Consider the following 19437-nt stretch of genomic DNA (forward strand, 5'->3'; position numbering starts at 1 on the left):
ATGCAAGCTTTTTACAATTATAGTGCCGATATGGAATCCGATCTGAAAGCCCTCGAAGACAAGGTAGGTGAGCTGGTGAAGCTTTACCATGCCGTGCGTTCGGAGAATCTGCAATTGCGTCAGGAGCTTGCCCAAAGCCGTGACGAGTCGCGGCTTTTGAAAGAGCAAATGTCTAAGGCTGGCAGCCGGATCGAGGCTCTGCTAAGCCAATTGCCAGAAGGTAGCCTATGAGCGAAGTGCGTGCAGTTGATGTCAACATCATGGGCCGGGAGTTCAAGGTTTCCTGTACGGATGATGAGCGTGAAGGCCTGATTTCGGCAGTCACCTATCTGGATCGCAAGATGCGCGAAATTCGCGATACCGGCAAGGTAATTGGCATTGAGCGCATTGCAGTGATGGCAGCCCTCAACATGGCGCATGAGCTTTTGACCACCCGTAGCGGCGGCTTTGACATCGGGGATTTGAAGCGTAGAATGATGTCCATGCAGGAACAGATTGACGAGGCTATCGCCGAGCAAAACAAGTTGTTCTGATCGAATTTTTTCTTTTGCCATGTCTGTCATGGCGCCAGTTTGTTCCCTGCGGTATTGTTTAGGTCATAAATTCCTTGAACTAGTCTTTGGCATCGGTTTCGGTGTGTTGATTCACTGTTGAGCGCGCTCCTAATGTGGGTGTACCTGATGTGTTCCACGCTGTTACCACTTGAACCTTTTGGTTCAGGATGCTGGCCTGGGTGATGCTTGCGGGGAACTCCCACATTGCAAAAAGCACGCGATTCCATTGGAACCGCGTGCTTTTTTTATGACTATGCCCTGCTGATTTGGGGTTATCGCAGTTCGTGATATTTCAAATCGCCCAGGCTTACAATCTCCAGCGCACGTTCGTGCGTGGCTTCCAGAATCACGGGTGGGGCAAACCCCGCTTCTGCTGCCTCATGCCAGCGGGCCGCACATAAACACCAGCGATCGCCGGGCTTCAATCCCTCAAAGCCATATTCGGGACGTGGTGTGCTGAGATCGTTTCCCCGGGATTGGGAGAACACCAGAAACTCTTCGGTGACTTGCGCGCAGACCGTATGGCTGCCTGTGTCTTCGGGGCCGGTTTCGCAGCAGCCGTTACGGGTGAAGCCGGTCAATGGTTGGGTGCTGCATGATTGCAGTGGGGTGCCTAACACGTTTTTTGCCATGGTGCAGTTCCTGTATCAGTGCTTGAGTGAGTATGCTCCTCGATCTTGAGGTGCAAAACCGAGAAGCTGGCTGGGCTTTGACGTTACGCCATTGAGTTGGATTATCATACGTAAAACTGAACGTCATAGAGAAGAAAAATGCGATATTGGTTAATGAAGTCTGAACCTGGTGATGTGTCGATTGATGATCTCGCGGGGTTTCCCAATCAAACCGTGGACTGGTATGGTGTCCGCAACTATCAGGCACGCAATTTCATGCGCGATCAGATGAAGGTTGGTGATGGCGTGCTGTTTTACCATTCCAATTGTGCCGAGCCCGGCATTGTCGGCATCGCCGAGGTGAGCAAGCTGGCCTATCCTGACCGTTTGCAATTTGTGGAGGGGCATAAATATTATGACCCCAAGGCGACGCCGGAAAATCCCCGATGGTTTAATGTGGACGTCAAGCTGGTGCGTAAAACCCGCTTGCTAAGCCTGAAGGAAATGCGCGAAACCCCTGAGCTGGAAAGCCTGCGCATTCTGCAGCGTGGCAATCGTCTCTCCATTACCCCGGTAGACCCGCGTGAATGGAATGTCATCGTGAAGCTTCTGGAAGCCTAGTATGAGCAAGCAGTTCGATGCACTTGGCCAGGAGCATATGGAGTTCATCTGGCAGCAGCCCATGTTTTTTGTGGCGACGGCGGCTGCCGAAGGCCGGGTTAACCTCTCGCCCAAGGGCTTGGATTCATTGCGCGTGCTGGATGCCAACACCGTTGCCTGGCTGAATGTGACGGGCAGCGGGAATGAAACGGCTGCGCATCTGCTGGAAAACCCGCGCATGACCCTGATGTTTTGTGCGTTTGAAGGCAAGCCGCTGATTTTGCGTCTGTATGGGCAAGCGCAAGTGGTGCATCCGCATGATCGGGCCTGGAGCGAGTGGGCCGCACGCTTTGAGCAATTGCCAGGAGCGCGGCAGATTTTTATATTGAAAGTCGATCTGGTACAGACTTCATGTGGCATGGCAGTGCCGCTGCTCAGTTATCAGGGACAGCGCACGCAGCTTACCCAATGGGCGGAGAAACAGGGGGAGGCTGGCATGCGTCGCTACTGGCAGGACAAGAATCAGCGTAGTCTGGATGGCAAGCCAACCGGGATTTTTGGTCCGGACCTGTTTGATACGGTTTAGCCAGTTTCATCGGCATGCACAGAGTGATGTGCCAATGCGCGATACAAAAAAGCCCGCAAGTGCGGGCTTTTTTGTTGATAGGCGCTGAATTAATTCACTGATGCATTAATTAGGCTGATCCAGGCTACCCATGGATTTAGGGTAAGTGACCAGGCCCCAAGGCATATCCTTGTCAGTCACGCGTTTGACGACATCCAGCGTCGTCGCATCAAACACGACCACTTCGTTGGATTTGCCGCATGCCAGCAGAATCTGCTTGTCATCGGGTGTGAAGCTGAAGTGCCAGCAACGATCACCCGTGGTAACAGACTTCACCTTGCTGTAGGTCTTGGCATCGTAGACTTCCAGAGCTTTTTCCTTGGAGGTGGCGACATAGATGTGCTTGCCATCGCGGTCATAGGCGATGCCGTATGGGCCCTTGCCGGTATCCACGGTCTTTAACACCTTGAACTTGTCATTCAGCACGACAAACTTGTTGCCGAACTCCAGTGTGGCGACATAGGTTTTGCCGTCCGGCGAGATTTTGATGCCGCGTGGGCGCTCGCCGTATTGCTTGGTCTTGACGGTTTTTAGCAGCTTGCCCGTGGCAATGTTATGCACGGTAATCGTGTTGTCAGCTTCGTTGGTGATGATCAGCTTTTTGCCATCCTTGGAGAATTCGATGCCTTCGGTTTCCGGGCCGCCGACGATCTCGCGGATTTTCTTGCCTTGCTTCAGATCAATGATGGCAATGCGTGCGGGTTCGTCATCATCGTCATCATCTTCCTTGGCTGCAGGTTCACCTGGCTTGGGTGGTGGGCCGCCTTTGGAACTGGGCTCAAACGAGACAAATGCAAAGTCGCCCTTGATACGTACAAATTCGGGATTCTTGCCGATTTCAATGTGCTGCACCAGCTTGCTGGTGGCGGTATCAATCACGGAGATATTGCCGTTTTCCTTGTTGGCCGTGATCAGCAATTTGCCGTCGGCGGTTACGCCCAAACCGCGGGGGGCCTTGCCTTGGATGTCGATGGTTCTGCTGGTTTCCAGGGTATCCAGATTGATCACGCTGACACCGGCATCCTGATTGGTCACATACGCGATACCTTTGTCCGCCATTGCCGCATGGCTCGCCAGCAAGCCGCTGGCTGCCAGGATCAAGGTGGCGCTAAACCTCATGATGAGGGGGGTAGATTTCATGCTGACTCTCTCCTTCTTACGTGGTTGTTGACGTGCTTTTTATGATCTGTTGTAGGCAACGTCATTTTGCATAGGTTCATTGCCGTGCAGCCCGATTTAGTCGCTTGCACGGCGATGTTGAAGCGCATGCAATATTCATGCTGAAAAATAAAATTTATCTATTTCAATGGCTTGGGAGTTATGCGGATGCCGGTCTGGCTGTATGCAACCACCACTTTGGTTGCATACAGCCAGCGACCTAGCCTAAAAATAATTCGTAGGCAGGGTTGTGGCTTTCGTTCCAGTGCGGATACCCCAGGTTTTGCAAGAAGTCCGCGAATGCCTGCTGATCTTCAGGCGGTACTTGCATGCCGACCAGCACGCGGCCGAAGTCTGCGCCGTGGTTGCGGTAGTGAAACAGGCTGATGTTCCAGTTATGCCCCATGGTGTCGAGGAAATTCGTCAACGCACCGGGTTTTTCGGGGAATTCGAAACGGAACACACATTCATGCTCGGCTTGCGGGGCATGGCCGCCCACCAGATGGCGAAGATGCAGCTTGGCTACTTCATTATCCGTCAGATCCAGCGTGGCCAGGCCATGCGCCTGTAGCATCTCGACCAGCGCACGCGACTCGGCGGGATCCTGAATGGCGATGCCGACATAGATATGCGCCGCCAGCGGATCAGAATAGCGATAATTGAATTCGGTAATGCTGCGGCCACCCAGCAGGCGGCAGAAGGTTTTGAACGAACCCGGCTTTTCCGGAATCGTCACGGCCAGCACTGCTTCGCGTTTTTCGCCGATTTCGGCACGCTCGGCGACAAATCGCAAGCGGTCAAAATTGATATTGGCACCAGAGGCAATGCCAATCAGCGTTTTGCCATGCAGTTGGTTGCGTTTGGCGTATTCCTTAAGCCCGGCTGTTGCGAGTGCACCGGCAGGTTCCAGGATCGAGCGTGTGTCTTCAAACACATCCTTGATGGCCGCGCAAATGGCGTCGTTATCGACCAGGATCATTTCATCCACATACTCACGCGCCAGGCGGAAGGTTTCTTCGCCGACCTGCTTGACGGCGGCACCATCGGCAAACAGCCCGACCTGATCCAGCATCACACGCTGGCCTTGATCCAGCGAAAGCTGCATGGCGTTGGCATCGCTTGCCTCTACGCCAATGATCTTGATCTCCGGGCGCACCTGTTTGACATAGGCGGCAATGCCGGCAATCAGGCCGCCACCGCCTACGCAGCAGAAAATAGCCTCGATGGGTTCGGGATGCGCATCCAGAATTTCCATGGCAATGGTACCTTGACCTGCAATGACATAGGGGTCATCGAAAGGATGAACAAAGGTCAGGCCTTGCTCCTGCTCCAGCTTGAGCGCGTAGGCATAGGCGTCCGAGTAGGAGTCGCCTTGCAGCACGACTTCAGCGCCGCGATTTTTGACCGCATTGATCTTGATCATGGGCGTGGTGGTGGGCATCACGATCACGGCACGGCAATTCAGCTTTTGCGCGGCGAGTGCGACCCCTTGGGCATGGTTACCTGCAGAGGCGGTGATGACACCACGCTGCAGCGCATCAGCGCTGAGATGTGCCATTTTGTTATAGGCACCACGCAGCTTGAAGGAAAAAACCGGCTGCATGTCCTCGCGCTTGAGCAAAACCCGGTTGCCAATTCTGGCAGAAAGATTGGGCTGCAATTCCAGTGCGGTTTTGCTGGCAACGTCATAGACGCGCGCAGAGCGAATTTTTTCCAGGTAGTCGTTTTTCATTAGGGGGCCGGGCGTGTATGATTCAAGTTTGGACGTGATTATAAAGAAAACAGGTAGGTAAAAGTAAAATGGCAACACAAGACGAATTGAAACAACAAGTAGCGAAGGCCGCGGTTGAATACGTTAAGGGCGGCATTATTGGGGTAGGCACCGGTTCTACTGCCAACTTTTTTATCGACGAATTGGCCAAGGTCAAAAGCAAGATTGATGGCGCTGTTGCGAGTTCTGAAGCCACTGCACAGCGTTTGCGTGCACATGGTATTGAGGTATTTGACCTCAACAGCGTCGATGGCATGGAAATCTATGTGGATGGCGCCGATGAAATCACCGAGCACATGCACATGCTGAAAGGCGGCGGCGGCGCGTTGACCCGCGAAAAAATCGTTGCAGCCTGTGCCAAGACCTTCATTTGTATCTGTGATGCCAGCAAGTACGTGCCCGTGCTCGGCAAGTTCCCGCTGCCAGTCGAAGTGTTACCTATGGCCCGCAGCCATGTGGCACGCGAATTGACCAAACTGGGTGGGCAACCCAAGCTGCGTGACTTTACGACCGATAACGGCAACCTGATTCTGGATGTACATGGTCTTGAGATCCTCAATCCGGTTGAGATGGAAGCCAAGATCAACCAGATCGTGGGTGTCGTTACCAATGGCCTGTTTGCCGCGCGTCCAGCAGATGTATTGCTGCTGGCGACTCCGGAAGGCGTAAAGACTTACAAGCGCTAATTATCGGCCGCTGATGAGCTGATCTGGTTTTGTAATCCGGATCACTCAGGCCGATAAATCGGGAAGAAGAAGCGGTTGGGGTTGTGCGGGCAGACATCAAACTGTCACATTCGCTGATTACACTACAGCGCTCACTTGATGACTGACCTGCGCTCTACATACTGAATAAAGGATCTGCGCTATGCAATTTGAACATACTTTCAAGCAATACGATGCCGAACTGGAAGCCGTCCGCGCCAAAGTGCTCCAAATGGGTGGCCTGGTTGAGCAGCAGATCGTCAATGCGCTGGATGCACTGGTAAACGCCAATGCCAGTCTTGCCGAAAGCGTCATTGCCAATGATCACCGCGTCAATGGCCTCGAAGTCCAGGTGGATGAAGACTGCAGTCATATCATTGCCCGTCGCCAGCCCGCTGCCGGCGATTTGCGCATGATCATGATGATGGTCAAAACCATTACCGATCTCGAGCGTATTGGTGACGAGGCAACCAAGATTGCCCGCGTTGCCCAGAAAATCTACGAGTCCGACCGCATGTACACGCCACGTTTTGCTGAAATCAAAACCATGGTGGGTCTGGTGCGTGAAATGCTGCGCACTTCGCTGGATGCGTTTGCCCGTCTGGATGTCAGCAAGACCGTGGATGTAGCTCGTCAGGATGAACAAGTGGATGAGCAATTCCGTGCCGCCATGCGTCAGCTGATCACCTTCATGCTGGAAGATCCCCGTACCATCTCCATGTCACTGGAAGTGCTGTTCGTGGCCAAGGCTGTGGAGCGTATCGGTGACCATGCCAAGAACATCGCTGAATATGTGGTGTACATGGTCAAGGGCAAGGATGTGCGCCATACCAGCATGGAAGAAATGGAACGCGAAACCCTGCAGTCCTGATTCCGGGAGCCTGCACAGCAAACCCCGTCTCTCCAGATCACCGGAAGACGGGGTTTTTGTCTTGAGGTGCGCCAATCGGGCATTTCAGGATTTATACTAAGAATTCATCACCTCATATTCCCAAAGGTTGTTTTGGCTACACAAATACCGGCACCTACTGAAATTGCCGCAGTAGATCTAGGCTCCAACAGTTTCCGTCTGCAATTGGCCAAAGTGGTCGATGGCCATCTTATTTTTCATGACTCCCTGCGTGAAGCGGTGCGCTTGGGTGCGGGCTTGGGTAAAGACAAGCGCCTGGATGAAGATGCGCAGCGTCGCGCGATTGAATGCCTGAAGCGATTTGGCGAGCGCCTGCGTGGTTTGCCTCCGCATGCCGTCAGGGCCGTGGCGACCAATACCTTTCGTGTTGCCAAAAATGCACCACAGTTGCTGAAAGAAGCCGAAGCGGCGTTAGGGTTCCCGATTGAAATCATCGCCGGGCGCGAAGAGGCGCGCATGATTTTTGTGGGCGTCAGCCATTGCCTGCCGCTGTGTGAGCACAAGCGGCTGGTGATTGATATTGGCGGCGGTTCCACTGAGTTTATTGTGGGCGAAGGTGTTGAGCCTATCCAGATGGAAAGCCTCTATATGGGCTGTGTCAGTTACAGCTTGCGGTTTTTCCCGGAGGGCCGCCTGACTGAAGATAGCTTTGAACAGGCTCGCATCGCTGCCGCGACTGAAATTCAGGCAATCCGCAAAAACTTCTCTTCATCCAACTGGCAGGAAGCAGTGGGCTCATCTGGCACGGCGCGCTCCTTGGGTGAAATTATTCGCCTGAATGGCTTGAGCGATGGCAGCATCACCTATGAGGGATTGCGTTTTATTCGACAGCAGCTGATCAAGGCGCGCGATATCAAGAAAATCGAGCTGGCGGGAGTCAGTGCCGATCGCGCCGCCGTATTGCCGGGCGGCCTTTCCATCATGCTGGCCGCCTTTGAGGCCCTGAACATAGACCAGATGACGACAGCAGACACTGCGCTTCGCGAAGGCGTGCTGTATGAGCTGCTAGGGCGCATACACCATCATGACACGCGGGAAGCGACGGTGAGCAGCTTCATGCGGCGTTACCATGTGGATGCCGCCCAGGCCAAGCGCGTGCACAAACTGGCGCTGGATTTGCTGGCGCAGGTGAATGACCAGTTGCGTATGGAAGTGGGCAAGGCAGAAAACTATCTGACCTGGGCTGCCAAGTTGCACGAGATTGGCATTTCCATCGCGCATAGCGGCTATCACAAGCATTCGGCGTATGTGATTGAGAATGCGGATATGCCGGGCTTTTCCAAAATGGACCAGGAAACACTGGGCTTTCTGGTGCGGGCGCAACGCCGGTCGCTCGCCAAGCTGGCGGTGCCCATGTTGTCGGATGACCATTGCCTGCTGGTGCTGATTTTGCGCCTGGCGGTGCTGTTCCATCGCAGTCGTCTGAGCGACAGGCAACCCAAGCTGGGGTTGAAAGGTCACGGCCAACGGTTTGAATTGTCGGTAGAGCCTGGCTGGCTGAGTGAAAATCCGCTCACGGATGCCGAATTGCGCAACGAGGTGGATTACTGGCGCGAGATTGGTATTAGCCTGACTCTGGTGTGATGAGCAGTCGACTGGCTTGACTTGGCGTTTAAGCTTGCAAGATTGGGCTGCTTTGAGCGCAGCGCCTTGAGCTTAAGCTGAGGAAATTCAATATGCCCGGCAAGGTAATTCCTTGCCGGGCATATTGCTTTAAATCTCCGGAGGCAGATCCTGCCCCAACTCCTGGATCAGGAAGTTTTGCGCGCTGAACGCAGTTCCGCGGCGTGCCGGACGCAGCTTGTATGTGCCGTCTGGCAGCATTTCCCAGGCGTTCATATTGTCTTTCAGATAAGGCTCCAGGCCTTCTCGAATGACGCGTTTTTTCACCTTGGCGTCCAGTATCGGCAGGCATACTTCAATCCGGCGGAAGAAGTTGCGGTACATCCAGTCGGCACTGGCGAGGTACAGATCCTCAGCCCGGTTATTGTAGAAGTAGAAAATGCGGGTGTGTTCCAGAAAGCGCCCGACAATCGAGCGCACGCGGATATTGTCGGATACACCGGGGATGCCCGGTTTCAGCGCGCAAACGCCGCGTACGATCAGGTCAATTTCCACGCCAGCTGCCGAGGCGTCATACAACGCGCGGATGATGTCCGAATCCAGCAAGGCATTCATCTTGGCGATAATGCGGGCCTTCTTGCCGGATTTTGCGATCTCGGTTTCGTTCTGGATGGCTTTGATCAGCCGCTGATGCAGGGTGAATGGCGATTGCCACAGGTGGCGCAGCTTGCTGGCCTTGCCTAATCCTGTCAGTTGGGCAAACACATCATTCACGTCTTCGCAGATTTCTTCCTGGCAGGTCAGCAGGCCAAAATCGGTATACAAACGGGCGGTGCGCTGGTGGTAATTGCCAGTCGACAAGTGCACATAGCGACGCAGCTTGTCGTCCTCGCGGCGGACTACCATGGCCATCTTGGCGTGCGTCTTGTGGCCAACCACGCCATAGATCACATGCGCACCAGCGTTTTCCAGTTTGGCAGCCCAGTTGATGTTGGCCTCTTCGTCGAAACGCGCCAGCAGTTCCACCACGACGGTGACTTCCTTGCCGCGCCGGGCCGCCTCAATCAGCGATTGCATCAGGGTTGAATCAGCACTGGTGCGGTAAAAGGTCTGCTTGATCGCAAGTACAGTGGGGTCTTCTGAGGCCTGCTTGATGAACTCGATGACTGGGTTGAACGACTGGAAAGGGTGGTGCAGCAGCACGTCGCCCTTGCGGATCACCTTAAATATGTCGGCTTCCTTAGCGAACTCTTTGGGTGCGCTGGGGGTGTAGCGGGCAAACTTCAGCTCTGGGCGGTCCACCCAGTCTGGCACTTGCATCAATCGCACCAGATTGACGAGGCCATTTACCTGATACAGGTCTTCTGGCCCCAGGCCAAACTGGCCCAACAGAAAGGAAGACATGGCCGGTGGGCAGCTGTCGGCGACTTCGAGGCGGACGGCATCGCCATACTGACGATGCGAAAGCTCGCCTTGCAGCGCAATGCGCAAGTCCTTGGTTTCTTCGTCGTCCAGGTTGAGGTCGCTATCGCGCGTTACGCGGAACTGGTAGCAGCCTTTGACCTGCATGCCGGAGAACAACTCATCAACATGCGCATGCAAGATGGAGGACAGGAAGACAAAGCCGTATTCGCAACCGGCAATGTCGCTAGGCAGGCGGATCACCCGCGGCAGGGCGCGCGGCGCTTGTACCACGGCAACGCCTGAGTTACGGCCAAAGGCATCTTTGCCTTCCAGTTCTACCGCAAAGTTAAGGCTCTTGTTGAGTACGCGCGGAAACGGGTGCGACGGATCCAGCCCGATCGGCGTAAGGATCGGCATCAGCTCGCGGAAGAAATAATTGCGTATCCATTCACGCTGTGTATCGTTCCAGTGCCCACGGCGCAGAAAGCGGATATCCAGCTGGGCCAATTGTGGCAGCACGATGTTATTCAGGATGTTGTACTGGTGATCAACCAGTTCATGCGATTCGCTGCTGATTTTTTCAAATGCCTGCTTGGGCATCAGGCCATCCGGGCCTACATGCAGCGAGTTGTATTTGATCTGTTCCTTGAGACCGGCCACGCGGACTTCAAAGAATTCGTCCATGTTGCTGCTGAAAATACAAAGGAATTTGAGGCGCTCAAGCAAAGGGACACGTTCATCTTCGGCTTGGGCCAGCACGCGGCGGTTAAAGGCAAGTATGCCGAGTTCGCGATTTACAAAGTATTCTGGGCTCAATTTGAGTGGGAACAAAATTAAAACCTCACTCTACTGATGCAATATGACAAAAGGATGACTCATGTGAAGGTTTTGCGAAGCACATGGGTCATCACTCGATGAGGGGCGTTATTAATTAATCTTTTGGCGGCACATAGCCAGAAGCGGTATCTGCTCCACCACCGAAAAAGTAGGCTTCGGTTTGCTGTGAAAGATACTTGCGCGCCTGAGGATCAGCCAGGCTCAGGCGGTTTTCATTCACCAGCATTGTTTGCTGCTTCAGCCAACCTGCCCAAGCTTCTTTGGATACGTTTTCATAAATACGTTTACCGAGCTCGCCAGGGTAAGGGGGGAAATCCAGGCCTTCCGCGTCATGTCCCAATTTAACGCAATGTACAGTCCGTGCCATAAGTGTTCTATCTCGCAAAAGCCAAAACGACATGATAACGCATGGGGTATGCCGGGGGTAGCTCTGCTTGGGCCTGGTAAAACGCTGGATGTATGGAAAGAGAAGGCGTGGAGCATATGCAGCCCCACGCCCGGTGCGGCTAGAACGCGCCGCGCAAGCCGACCATGATGGAGCGGCCGCCCATGGGGGCAATGTCCTTCAGGTAGGAGGTGTGGTCACGAATCTCTTCGTTCAACAAGTTGTAGGCCTTGGCAAAGGCTTCCAGATAAAACTGCGAAGGAATACGGTAGGTCGCTGTCAGGTTGACCTGGGTGTAGCCATTGGTGGCCAGTTCAGCATCTGCCGTGCGGTCTTGCTTGAACGCATGTAGCACATCCAGCTTGGAGCCAAAGCGATCGAGTTGATACAAAAAGCCGAAGCCCAGCTTGAGCGGTGCAATGCGTGGCAATGGTTCACCGGTATCGCGATTGGTGGCGCGCACATAGTCACCACGCAAGGTCAGGTCAAGGTCGCCCGTGCCTTCGTATACGCGGAATTTGCCTTCGCCTTCCAGGCCCTTGAAAATGGCGGGCACTTGCAGAATTTGTGCCTCGGTAAGATCACCGCCTACCACACCATCTTCATCCACTTGCCGCCCGGTATTGTTGAGCGTGATGAAATTGTTGAAGCGGGTGTAGAAGGCGCCCACGCTGAAACTGTTTTTGCCCTCTTTCCAGCGCAATTGGGTATCCACGCCATTCGAGCGTTCCACATCCAGATTGCTGTTACCGATTTCGTATTGTGCGGTGGCGACGTGAGCACCGTTGGCATACAGCTCGTTGTAGCTGGGGGCGCGTTCGTTATGCGAGAGGTTGCCCACCAGCGACCATGTGGGTGTCAGGGTGTACAAGGCGCCAAATGCGGCGCTGCGCGGTGCAAAATCACGCGAAACTGCCGGGCCAAATTTTCCGCCGCCGTTTGAATCCACATCCACTTGCTCAGCGCGGCCGCCCAGGCTTAATTTCAATGCATCCAGTGGCAGCTCCTCGTATACATACAAGGCTTTGCTATCGGTGCTGTTTTTGGGAATGAAGGCTTCTTCGCCCAAGGCCTGGAAGCGGGAGTTTTGCAGTTGCAGACCCACCACGCCAGACAGCGGACCGATGTTGCCGTGACGCGCTTCAATCGCGGTTTCCAGACCACGGTTACGGAAGGTCGTACCTACTGCGCCATCTTCGATTTCCTGGTGCTGGTAATCGGTATGCGCCATCTTCACCTTGACCGCCTGCACGATATTGCCGAGATCGCGGAATTCGGAAGCGAAATCCCAGCGCTGGCTATCCATGTCAATACGGACGTCTTTTTCAGCCACCGTGCCGTAATTGCTGTTGTAGTCGGAGAACGAAAGCCCGGCATAGCCATTACCGAAATTGACCGAAGCGCCCAATGCACCGCCATCCGAGCGTGCGCCGCTGTTGACCAGACGACCACTGTCTTCGCGCGCTGTGCCATCGGCCTCGCTTTTGCGACGTGAGACGGCATAGCCGGGGATATCCAGATCATCGGTTTTGCGTTCGTAGGCATCGGCGTGCAATGTCAGAACGCCATTGCCCGCATCAATGACCGCGGCACCGCTTTTCTGGTTATCAGCGCCGCCGAGGCGGACTTCGCCACGCCCCGTCACGCCATCAATCGCTTCTTTAGGGATGCGGTGATCAATGGCATTTACCACGCCACCAACGGCGCTACCGCCATACAGCAATGCTGCCGGGCCGCGTACCACATCGATTTGCTCAATGACTAAGGGATCTAATGCCACGGCGTGGTCTGGACTCAATGCTGAGGCATCCAGAATACCGACCCCGTTTTGCATGATACGAACGCGGTCATTGTCCAGGCCGCGTATCACGGGACGCGAAGCATTCGGCCCAAAGTAACTTGAGCTGACGCCCGGGATGGATTTCAAGGTTTCACCCAGTGTACTTTCCCGTTGAAGGGATAATTCGCGGCCGCTCAGCACGGAGACTGGCGTTACCAGGGCATCGGAATCCACGCCCAAGGGATTGGCCGTAACGGCGACGGGCGCTAATTGCAGAGTAGTGGAAGATTTTGTGGTGTCATCTGCGGCATGGGCGTGGGTTGCAGACAAGGCAGGACTAAACGCCAGGGCGATAGCCATGAATAGTTTTTTGCGTGCGTCAGGGCGCGCGGCAGGGGAGATCGGCAGCATGGGTAAACCTCAATTGCATAACATGAGATGAGTGTCGGAAATTAACCGGCACAGCGAACAATGGTTATGCGATGGAGGGCGGGGCGCGAGCAGAGAAGTGGCTGGAAAATGCAGGATGGAACGGGGTGCTTTGGTCGCGCCAGGCTGATTGCGAAAATGGCACTACGGGGATGGCATGGATGGTAGGCTGAAGGCCTGCTGCAAGCTCGCCAAAACTCAAGCATTTGTCACAGAACCCGCCGTGAGGAGAGGCGTCCTGCTTCTGCGACAGGATATCCGTGTAGTGGGATATTTCGTGCACGGCGGCGCTCTGTTGGCCAAAGGCAAACAGGAAAACGAGCGAAACCGTGAGAAATATGCGACGCAACATAGTTGCAAGTTTAGCAGAAATTTACACTGTACGGATAGGCGCCAAGAATGCCATACATTTATGACAGCCAAAAAACAAAAGGCCGCTATTGCGGCCTTTTTCTCTGCTAGCTTAAGTCCTTAAGCTGCGAAGTTTGCTGACGCAAAATCCCAGTTTGCAAGAGAAGCCAGGAAGGTCTCAACGAACTTGGGACGCGCATTGCGGTAATCGATGTAGTAAGCATGTTCCCATACGTCGATGGTCAGCAGCGCTTTGTCGCCAGTAGTCAGTGGGGTGCCAGCAGCGCCCATGTTGACGATATCCACGCTACCGTCAGCCTTCTTGACCAGCCAGGTCCAGCCGGAGCCGAAATTGCCAACAGCAGAAGCCTGGAAAGCTTTTTTGAACTCGTCAAATGAGCCCCATTTTGCATTGATGGCATCAGCCAGTGGGCCTGTAGGAGCGCCCCCGCCATTTGGCTTCATGCTGCTCCAGAAGAAGGTGTGGTTCCAGATTTGCGCGGAGTTGTTGTAGATACCGGCTTTGGAATTCTTGATGATGTCTTCCAGGCTGCTGTTTTCGAATTCAGTACCTTTGATCAGGTTGTTCAGGTTGGTGACATAGGCTTGGTGATGCTTGCCGTAGTGAAACTCAAGGGTTTCTTCAGAAATGTATGGAGCAAGCGCGTTTTTGGCATAAGGTAAAGCAGGTAATTGATGTTCCATTGAGAATTCCTTTGAATAAATGAGGGAGGTGTGACGAAGCTTAGAGTTTTATTCTGCCATAAGAATTCGAGAATTCTCGTGCTGAGAATGATTCTCAAAAATGGCGAAGCGCGAGCTGAACAATGGTTGCCATACAGTATGTCATTCACAAAAAGCAGCTTGCCGCCTGTTGCGGTGGAGACTCATGTCAGCAGGGCTGACGTGGTGTCGTAGCCAAAATCCAGACCTTACTTTTTACGTGCACGTGGGTGTGCCGAATCGTAAACTTTGGCGAGATGGTGACAACAGGCAGGCTACGGCCTGTTGCGGTGGAGACTCATGCCAGCAAGGCTGGCGTGATGTCGTAACCAAAATCCAGAATTTTACTTCTTGCGGGCACGTGGATGAGCTGAATCGTAAACTTTGGCGAGATGGTGAAAATCCAGATGCGTATACACCTGCGTAGTACTGATGTTGGCATGCCCCAGCATTTCCTGCACGGCGCGCAGGTCGCCACTGGATTGCAGTACATGACTGGCAAAGCTGTGCCTGAGCATATGGGGATGCACGCGAATATTGATGCCTTGCCGGATAGCCCATTGCTGCAGGCGATATTGCACGGCACGCCGGCTCAAACGCTTGCCAAGACGGGACAGGAAAAGCGCCGACGCGTCCTGAACCGGTAACCCTGATCGTATGGCAAGCCAGGCTTGCAGGGCATTCATGGCATGTTGCCCTACGGGAACGATGCGCGTTTTGTTGCCTTTGCCGGTGACGGTGATGGTACCTTCGCCCAGATTCAGTGCATCAAGATTCAGGTTCACCAGTTCGGCCAGGCGCAGGCCGGAGGAGTAAAACAGCTCCAGCATGGCATGGTCACGCTGGGCCAGGGTGTCTTCATCGTCTATGGAGACGAGTTGTACCGCCTGATCTGGTGATAAGGCATGCGGTAATGATTTGGGGGATTTTGGTGCGCGAATGCCCTGGCATGGATTGGCAGAAAAACCATGGCGCTGAATAAGAAACTCGAAAAATCCGCGCCATGCAGAGAGCATGCGGGCAATGGATCTGCCACCCAGGCTGCGGCCATGGAGGGTGGCTACATACCGGCGAACATGCGCCCCGGTCATTTCATTCAAGGGAAGCTCGCCATGCAATTCCAGCAAGGTCCGCAGATCGCGCTGGTAGTTTTCGCGCGTTAATGGGCTTAAGCGGCGCTCATGGCTCAGATGGTCGAGATATTGGGCAAGGTAATCGACCATCTGGGTTTAGCTATGCAATCTAGCTGAGCGTGACATGACGTAGCAGGGCGGCACTGACCAACTCGCCGATACGCTTCAGGAAGAGTGTGCCCATTTCGGGATAAAAGCGATTGGCATCGTCAGAAGCCAATGCCAGCAAACCAAATGCATGTTCGCTACGCAAGGCAATCAAGGCATAAGACTGCGGTGCCGTATCCGCGCCAAACCACGTGCCAAGATCCAGTCCAGGCTGTTTGCCGCAATAAGGGGTCAGTAGGTTTTGTGTCCATTGGCTGAGCTCGGCATCCACTTGCTGGTAGGCATCGTGCGCCGCATGTGTCAGTTGTTGCGGCGTTGCCCACAGGCGAACCGCAACGTGTGGTACCTGAAAGTCTTCGCGCAGGCTATGAACAAGCAGTTGCAGCAGAATGTCAAACTCTTGGGCAGCTAGCAGGCCCAAGCTCAGGCGATGGACCTTCTCGCTGATGTTGTCGTTTTCCTTGCCATAGCTGAGAAGCTCCGCCATGCGGGACTCAAGTACTCGAATCTTGTCGCGTTGTGCAAGTTGTTGACGTTCCGCTAAGGAGACAGTGCCGATGCCATGCGGGCTGGGCAGGTACATATCCGCGAGCAACATGGGGTGGCGTTCAAAAAACTGCGGATTTTTTTGCAGATATTCAGCGACCTGATCGTCTGAAACTTGCAGCGTGACTTCCATGTAAATTCCTTGTACTTGGTGGAGAGGGCGGATGAGATCCGCCCCTGATTTATAGATGAATAGCGCCTGTAAATACCGTGGCTGCAGGCCCTGTCATCCAGACCGGGCTATCGCCACCCGCCCATGCGATATTCAACTCCCCGCCATGAGTGCTGACCCTGACCGGGGATTCAAGATGCCCTAACCGTATACCGGATACGACAGCGGCGCAAGCCCCGGTGCCGCAGGCCAAGGTCTCGCCACTGCCTCGTTCAAATACACGCAGCCTGATGTGATGAACATCGATAATCTGCATGAATCCGGCATTCACCCGCTTGGGAAAACGTGGGTGAGATTCAATTTGTGGCCCTTGTTCGGCGACTGGCGCAGTGTCTACATTAGCCACCAGTTGAACGGCATGCGGGTTGCCCATGGAGGCGATGGCCACTTCAACGGTTTCATGTGCCAACTTCAGGGGATATAGCGACTCTGTTGCCTCGGCTTCAAAGGGTAGATCGGCGGGCAAGAAGCTGGGTGGCCCCATGTTGACGGTGACTTCGCCATTTTCCTCCAGGCGAGGATAAATCAAACCGCGTGCGGTTTCGACGCAAATCTCGCGTTGCTTGGTCAGGCCCTGGTCATGCACGAACTTCACGAAACAGCGTGCACCATTGCCGCATTGCTCCACTTCGCCGCCATCTGCATTGAAGATGCGATAGCGAAAAGCCGCGTCAGGCGTGGTGGAGCGTTCGACGATCAGCAGCTGGTCGCAGCCCACGCCAAAGTGCCGGTCAGAAATCGCGCGGATTTGATCAGGTGTGAGGGATACGGGCCTGGAGTAGGCATCAATCACGACAAAGTCATTGCCGATGCCCTGCATCTTGGTAAATTCAAGTTTCATCATGGGTTGCCGTTGCTAAGTGTAAGCAGGGGAATAACCTGCATTATAAGTAGAGTCGCTGTTTGCCCCTAATTATGGGGCCGGTGTTGCGCTGGTAGGCTCTGCTTTTCGCGACTGTGGTTGCTTGAAGCGCCGATAGCTCCATAAATATTGTGCAGGATATTGTCGAACAAGTTGTTCAATTGCATCGTTAATACGTTGGGGTGATGCGTCGCCTTGCAAGGGGGTAATATGAATGGCAAATCCGCGTCCCCATGAAAGGCGCTCTCCAAAGGCCATGAGTACAACGGCACCGGTGGCTTCTTGCAGTTTGCTGACCAGTGTCATGGTGTAAGCGGGATGATTGAAAAACTGTGCCCAAACGCCTTCGCCATGCTCGGGCACCTGATCGGGAAGTATGCCTACGGCCTCGCCTTTTTTAAGGGCTTTAAGCAGGCTGCGTACGCCGCTTAAGGTAGTGGGTGCTAGCTTCATCTGGTCATGCAGTCGACCTTGCTCCAGCACGCCAGATAGCCACGACTGGCGAGATGGGCGGAACAGGATGGTGATGGGATGCAATGTGGCATAAAAGCGGGCGGTGATTTCATAGCAGCCCAGATGCGGCGTGAGAAAAATAATGCCTTTGCCGCTGGCGAGCGCCTGGTCAACATGCTCCCATCCATGTTGGCGTTTGACCCAGCGCAGCATCGCGGGGCGAGAACGCCCCCAGAGGGACAGGGTCTCAAGGATGGATTTGCCGGTTTCGGCAATATTCCGGCGCAGCAGATGCCGGAAATGATAAGAAGTGCTGGTCAGTTCGACCATCTTGAGGTTTTTACGGGTGCGACGCGAGAATTTTTTGTCCGTCCAGAAGGTGATCCAGCCTGCCACAACACCGACAAGATGCAGCAATGGCAAGGGCCATGCAGCGAGAAAACGGAGTAGTACGTTGAGCATGTATTTCTTTTTGAACCAAAGGGATTTTTGCTATTCTAGCAATCTTTTGTCGTCTAGCCTGTGACGACTTCAATCTTAAAAAAATATCCACTATATAAACCGAGAAGCGATGAGCGAATATCTTTTTACCTCCGAATCCGTATCTGAAGGCCATCCTGATAAAGTGGCTGACCAGATTTCAGACAGCATCCTGGATGCTATTCTCGAGCAGGACCCTACGGCACGTGTCGCGGCAGAAACGCTCACCAACACCGGCCTGGTTGTGCTGGCTGGCGAAATCTCCACGTCTGCCAATGTGGATTACATCAAGGTAGCGCGTGAAACCATCAAGCGCATTGGTTACGACAATACCGACTATGGCATCGACTATAAAGGTTGTGCCGTGCTGGTGGCTTACGACAAGCAGTCTCCCGATATTGCACAAGGTGTCGACAATGCCAATGATGATCCGCTGGATCAGGGCGCTGGCGACCAAGGCTTGATGTTCGGCTATGCCTGCGATGAAACTCCGCAGTTGATGCCATTGCCGATATGGCTGTCACACCGCCTGATGGAGCGCCAGTCGCAACTGCGCAAGGATGGTCGCTTGCCTTGGCTGCGTCCAGATGCCAAAAGCCAGGTGACGGTGCAATACGTAGATGGCAAGCCGCACAAGATTGATACCGTGTTGATCTCGACCCAGCATGCGCCAGAAAAGTCGCTGGATGAAATTCGTGAAGCCGTGATCGAAGAGATCATCAAGCCGACCTTGCCTGCGGAACTGATCAAAGGCGAAATCAAGTTTCTGGTAAACCCTACCGGTCGCTTTGTGATTGGCGGCCCTCAGGGTGATTGCGGTCTGACGGGGCGCAAGATTATTGTGGATACCTATGGCGGTGCTGCGCCGCATGGCGGCGGTGCATTCTCTGGCAAGGATCCTTCCAAGGTAGACCGCTCTGCTGCCTATGCCGGTCGTTATGTGGCCAAGAATATCGTGGCGGCGGGCCTTGCTTCGCGTTGCCTGGTGCAGGTTTCCTACGCTATTGGCGTGGCGCGTCCGACCAGTGTCATGGTGGAAACCTACGGCACAGGCAAAGTGCCGAATGAAGTATTGACCCAGCTGGTGCTGGATCATTTTGATCTGCGCCCCAAGGGTATTGTGAAGATGCTGGATCTGTTGCGGCCGATTTACGCCAAAACGGCTGCCTACGGCCATTTTGGTCGCGATGAACCGGAATTCAGCTGGGAGTCTGTAGACAAGGCGGCTGCCTTGCGCGCTGCTGTGTAATTTTCAACGATTAACAAATAATAAACACG

At 54.1% G+C, this 19437-nt stretch carries 20 protein-coding genes; 8 read left to right on the plus strand and 12 right to left on the minus strand.

Annotation, left to right across the window (positions count from 1 at the left end; genetic code table 11):
* Together LG204_RS05080 and LG204_RS05085 are read left to right on the plus strand one after the other, a co-directional pair.
* On the plus strand, window positions 1–231 hold the full coding sequence (locus LG204_RS05080) for a hypothetical protein (RefSeq protein WP_230336256.1): 231 nt from the start codon (window positions 1–3) through the stop codon (window positions 229–231).
* Entirely contained in the window at window positions 228–533 is a 306-nt protein-coding gene (locus LG204_RS05085) for a cell division protein ZapA (protein WP_013440984.1), read from the plus strand. Before LG204_RS05080 ends, LG204_RS05085 begins: the two co-directional genes overlap by 4 nt.
* A gap of 293 nt (window positions 534–826) precedes the next feature.
* On the opposite strand, the gene LG204_RS05090 is transcribed toward LG204_RS05085, so the two are convergent.
* Window positions 827–1186 carry a DUF2237 family protein gene (locus tag LG204_RS05090; protein ID WP_230336257.1) on the minus strand — a complete coding sequence of 120 codons (360 nt, stop codon included), beginning with the start codon at window positions 1184–1186 and terminating at the stop codon, window positions 827–829.
* A 138-nt stretch (window positions 1187–1324) separates the two neighbouring features.
* Between LG204_RS05090 and LG204_RS05095 the strand changes: the two genes are divergently transcribed.
* Both LG204_RS05095 and LG204_RS05100 read left to right on the plus strand, forming a co-directional pair.
* The gene (locus tag LG204_RS05095) at window positions 1325–1786 is read left to right on the plus strand and encodes an EVE domain-containing protein (protein ID WP_230336258.1); all 462 of its coding nucleotides are present in this window, start codon (window positions 1325–1327) and stop codon (window positions 1784–1786) included.
* A gap of 1 nt (window position 1787) precedes the next feature.
* The gene (locus LG204_RS05100) at window positions 1788–2351 is read left to right on the plus strand and encodes a pyridoxamine 5'-phosphate oxidase family protein (RefSeq protein WP_230336259.1); all 564 of its coding nucleotides are present in this window, start codon (window positions 1788–1790) and stop codon (window positions 2349–2351) included.
* Window positions 2352–2456: 105 nt separating this feature from the next.
* Here LG204_RS05100 and LG204_RS05105 read toward each other — a convergent pair whose 3' ends face one another.
* Together LG204_RS05105 and ilvA are read right to left on the minus strand one after the other, a co-directional pair.
* Entirely contained in the window at window positions 2457–3530 is a 1074-nt protein-coding gene (locus LG204_RS05105; RefSeq protein WP_230336260.1) for a cytochrome D1 domain-containing protein, read from the minus strand.
* 238 nt (window positions 3531–3768) lie between these two features.
* On the minus strand, window positions 3769–5280 hold the full coding sequence (gene ilvA / locus LG204_RS05110) for a threonine ammonia-lyase, biosynthetic (RefSeq protein WP_230336261.1): 1512 nt from the start codon (window positions 5278–5280) through the stop codon (window positions 3769–3771).
* Window positions 5281–5348: 68 nt separating this feature from the next.
* Here ilvA and rpiA point away from each other — a divergent pair, with 68 nt between their 5' ends.
* The 3 genes from rpiA (at window position 5349) to ppx (ending at window position 8517) form a co-directional block, all read left to right on the plus strand.
* Window positions 5349–6005, plus strand: coding sequence for a ribose-5-phosphate isomerase RpiA (gene rpiA / locus LG204_RS05115; protein WP_230336262.1), 657 nt, complete (start codon window positions 5349–5351; stop codon window positions 6003–6005).
* Between the two features lie 181 nt (window positions 6006–6186).
* Window positions 6187–6894, plus strand: coding sequence for a phosphate signaling complex protein PhoU (gene phoU / locus LG204_RS05120; protein WP_013440991.1), 708 nt, complete (start codon window positions 6187–6189; stop codon window positions 6892–6894).
* A 132-nt stretch (window positions 6895–7026) separates the two neighbouring features.
* The gene (gene ppx, locus LG204_RS05125; RefSeq protein ID WP_230336263.1) at window positions 7027–8517 is read left to right on the plus strand and encodes an exopolyphosphatase; all 1491 of its coding nucleotides are present in this window, start codon (window positions 7027–7029) and stop codon (window positions 8515–8517) included.
* Window positions 8518–8646: 129 nt separating this feature from the next.
* Here the strand turns inward: ppx and ppk1 are convergent, their stop codons facing one another.
* The 9 genes from ppk1 to LG204_RS05170 all read right to left on the minus strand — a co-directional run bounded on the left by ppk1 (window position 8647) and on the right by LG204_RS05170 (window position 18141).
* Entirely contained in the window at window positions 8647–10731 is a 2085-nt protein-coding gene (ppk1, locus tag LG204_RS05130; protein WP_230336264.1) for a polyphosphate kinase 1, read from the minus strand.
* Window positions 10732–10831: 100 nt separating this feature from the next.
* Window positions 10832–11104: an oxidative damage protection protein gene (locus tag LG204_RS05135; RefSeq protein WP_230336265.1), complete on the minus strand. Its 273-nt coding sequence runs from the start codon at window positions 11102–11104 to the stop codon at window positions 10832–10834.
* A gap of 139 nt (window positions 11105–11243) precedes the next feature.
* A complete protein-coding gene (locus tag LG204_RS05140) occupies window positions 11244–13313 on the minus strand; it encodes a TonB-dependent receptor (RefSeq protein ID WP_230336266.1) in 2070 nt (689 codons plus the stop codon).
* A gap of 64 nt (window positions 13314–13377) precedes the next feature.
* Window positions 13378–13683 (minus strand): hypothetical protein, encoded by a 306-nt coding sequence (locus LG204_RS05145; protein WP_230336267.1) that lies wholly within the window; start codon window positions 13681–13683, stop codon window positions 13378–13380.
* Window positions 13684–13802: 119 nt separating this feature from the next.
* The gene (locus LG204_RS05150; protein ID WP_230336268.1) at window positions 13803–14387 is read right to left on the minus strand and encodes a superoxide dismutase; all 585 of its coding nucleotides are present in this window, start codon (window positions 14385–14387) and stop codon (window positions 13803–13805) included.
* 362 nt (window positions 14388–14749) lie between these two features.
* Complete coding sequence (gene xerC, locus LG204_RS05155) at window positions 14750–15628, minus strand: tyrosine recombinase XerC (RefSeq protein ID WP_230336269.1); 879 nt, start codon at window positions 15626–15628, stop codon at window positions 14750–14752.
* 19 nt (window positions 15629–15647) lie between these two features.
* The gene (locus LG204_RS05160) at window positions 15648–16325 is read right to left on the minus strand and encodes a DUF484 family protein (RefSeq protein WP_230336270.1); all 678 of its coding nucleotides are present in this window, start codon (window positions 16323–16325) and stop codon (window positions 15648–15650) included.
* Window positions 16326–16374: 49 nt separating this feature from the next.
* Window positions 16375–17205, minus strand: a complete 831-nt coding sequence (gene dapF / locus LG204_RS05165; RefSeq protein ID WP_230336366.1) for a diaminopimelate epimerase — start codon at window positions 17203–17205, stop codon at window positions 16375–16377.
* A 72-nt stretch (window positions 17206–17277) separates the two neighbouring features.
* A complete protein-coding gene (locus LG204_RS05170) occupies window positions 17278–18141 on the minus strand; it encodes a lysophospholipid acyltransferase family protein (protein ID WP_230336271.1) in 864 nt (287 codons plus the stop codon).
* A gap of 109 nt (window positions 18142–18250) precedes the next feature.
* Here LG204_RS05170 and metK point away from each other — a divergent pair, with 109 nt between their 5' ends.
* The gene (gene metK, locus LG204_RS05175) at window positions 18251–19408 is read left to right on the plus strand and encodes a methionine adenosyltransferase (protein WP_230336272.1); all 1158 of its coding nucleotides are present in this window, start codon (window positions 18251–18253) and stop codon (window positions 19406–19408) included.
* The last annotated feature ends 29 nt before the right edge of the window (window positions 19409–19437 follow it).

It is taken from the genome of Methylovorus menthalis, from assembly GCF_020523625.1.
Taxonomy (GTDB): Bacteria; Pseudomonadota; Gammaproteobacteria; order Burkholderiales; family Methylophilaceae; genus Methylovorus; species Methylovorus menthalis.

Excerpts from the sequence above, each read along its gene's own strand:
- LG204_RS05080 (WP_230336256.1), top strand. The coding sequence starts at position 1 with ATGCAAGCTTTTTACAATTATAGTGCCGATATGGAATCCGATCTGAAA.
- LG204_RS05085 (WP_013440984.1), top strand. The coding sequence starts at position 228 with ATGAGCGAAGTGCGTGCAGTTGATGTCAACATCATGGGCCGGGAGTTC.
- LG204_RS05090 (WP_230336257.1), bottom strand. The coding sequence starts at position 1,186 with ATGGCAAAAAACGTGTTAGGCACCCCACTGCAATCATGCAGCACCCAA.
- LG204_RS05095 (WP_230336258.1), top strand. The coding sequence starts at position 1,325 with ATGCGATATTGGTTAATGAAGTCTGAACCTGGTGATGTGTCGATTGAT.
- LG204_RS05100 (WP_230336259.1), top strand. The coding sequence starts at position 1,788 with ATGAGCAAGCAGTTCGATGCACTTGGCCAGGAGCATATGGAGTTCATC.
- LG204_RS05105 (WP_230336260.1), bottom strand. The coding sequence starts at position 3,530 with ATGAAATCTACCCCCCTCATCATGAGGTTTAGCGCCACCTTGATCCTG.
- ilvA (WP_230336261.1), bottom strand. The coding sequence starts at position 5,280 with ATGAAAAACGACTACCTGGAAAAAATTCGCTCTGCGCGCGTCTATGAC.
- rpiA (WP_230336262.1), top strand. The coding sequence starts at position 5,349 with ATGGCAACACAAGACGAATTGAAACAACAAGTAGCGAAGGCCGCGGTT.
- phoU (WP_013440991.1), top strand. The coding sequence starts at position 6,187 with ATGCAATTTGAACATACTTTCAAGCAATACGATGCCGAACTGGAAGCC.
- LG204_RS05135 (WP_230336265.1), bottom strand. The coding sequence starts at position 11,104 with ATGGCACGGACTGTACATTGCGTTAAATTGGGACATGACGCGGAAGGC.
- LG204_RS05140 (WP_230336266.1), bottom strand. The coding sequence starts at position 13,313 with ATGCTGCCGATCTCCCCTGCCGCGCGCCCTGACGCACGCAAAAAACTA.
- LG204_RS05145 (WP_230336267.1), bottom strand. The coding sequence starts at position 13,683 with ATGTTGCGTCGCATATTTCTCACGGTTTCGCTCGTTTTCCTGTTTGCC.
- LG204_RS05150 (WP_230336268.1), bottom strand. The coding sequence starts at position 14,387 with ATGGAACATCAATTACCTGCTTTACCTTATGCCAAAAACGCGCTTGCT.
- xerC (WP_230336269.1), bottom strand. The coding sequence starts at position 15,628 with ATGGTCGATTACCTTGCCCAATATCTCGACCATCTGAGCCATGAGCGC.
- LG204_RS05160 (WP_230336270.1), bottom strand. The coding sequence starts at position 16,325 with ATGGAAGTCACGCTGCAAGTTTCAGACGATCAGGTCGCTGAATATCTG.
- dapF (WP_230336366.1), bottom strand. The coding sequence starts at position 17,205 with ATGAAACTTGAATTTACCAAGATGCAGGGCATCGGCAATGACTTTGTC.
- LG204_RS05170 (WP_230336271.1), bottom strand. The coding sequence starts at position 18,141 with ATGCTCAACGTACTACTCCGTTTTCTCGCTGCATGGCCCTTGCCATTG.
- metK (WP_230336272.1), top strand. The coding sequence starts at position 18,251 with ATGAGCGAATATCTTTTTACCTCCGAATCCGTATCTGAAGGCCATCCT.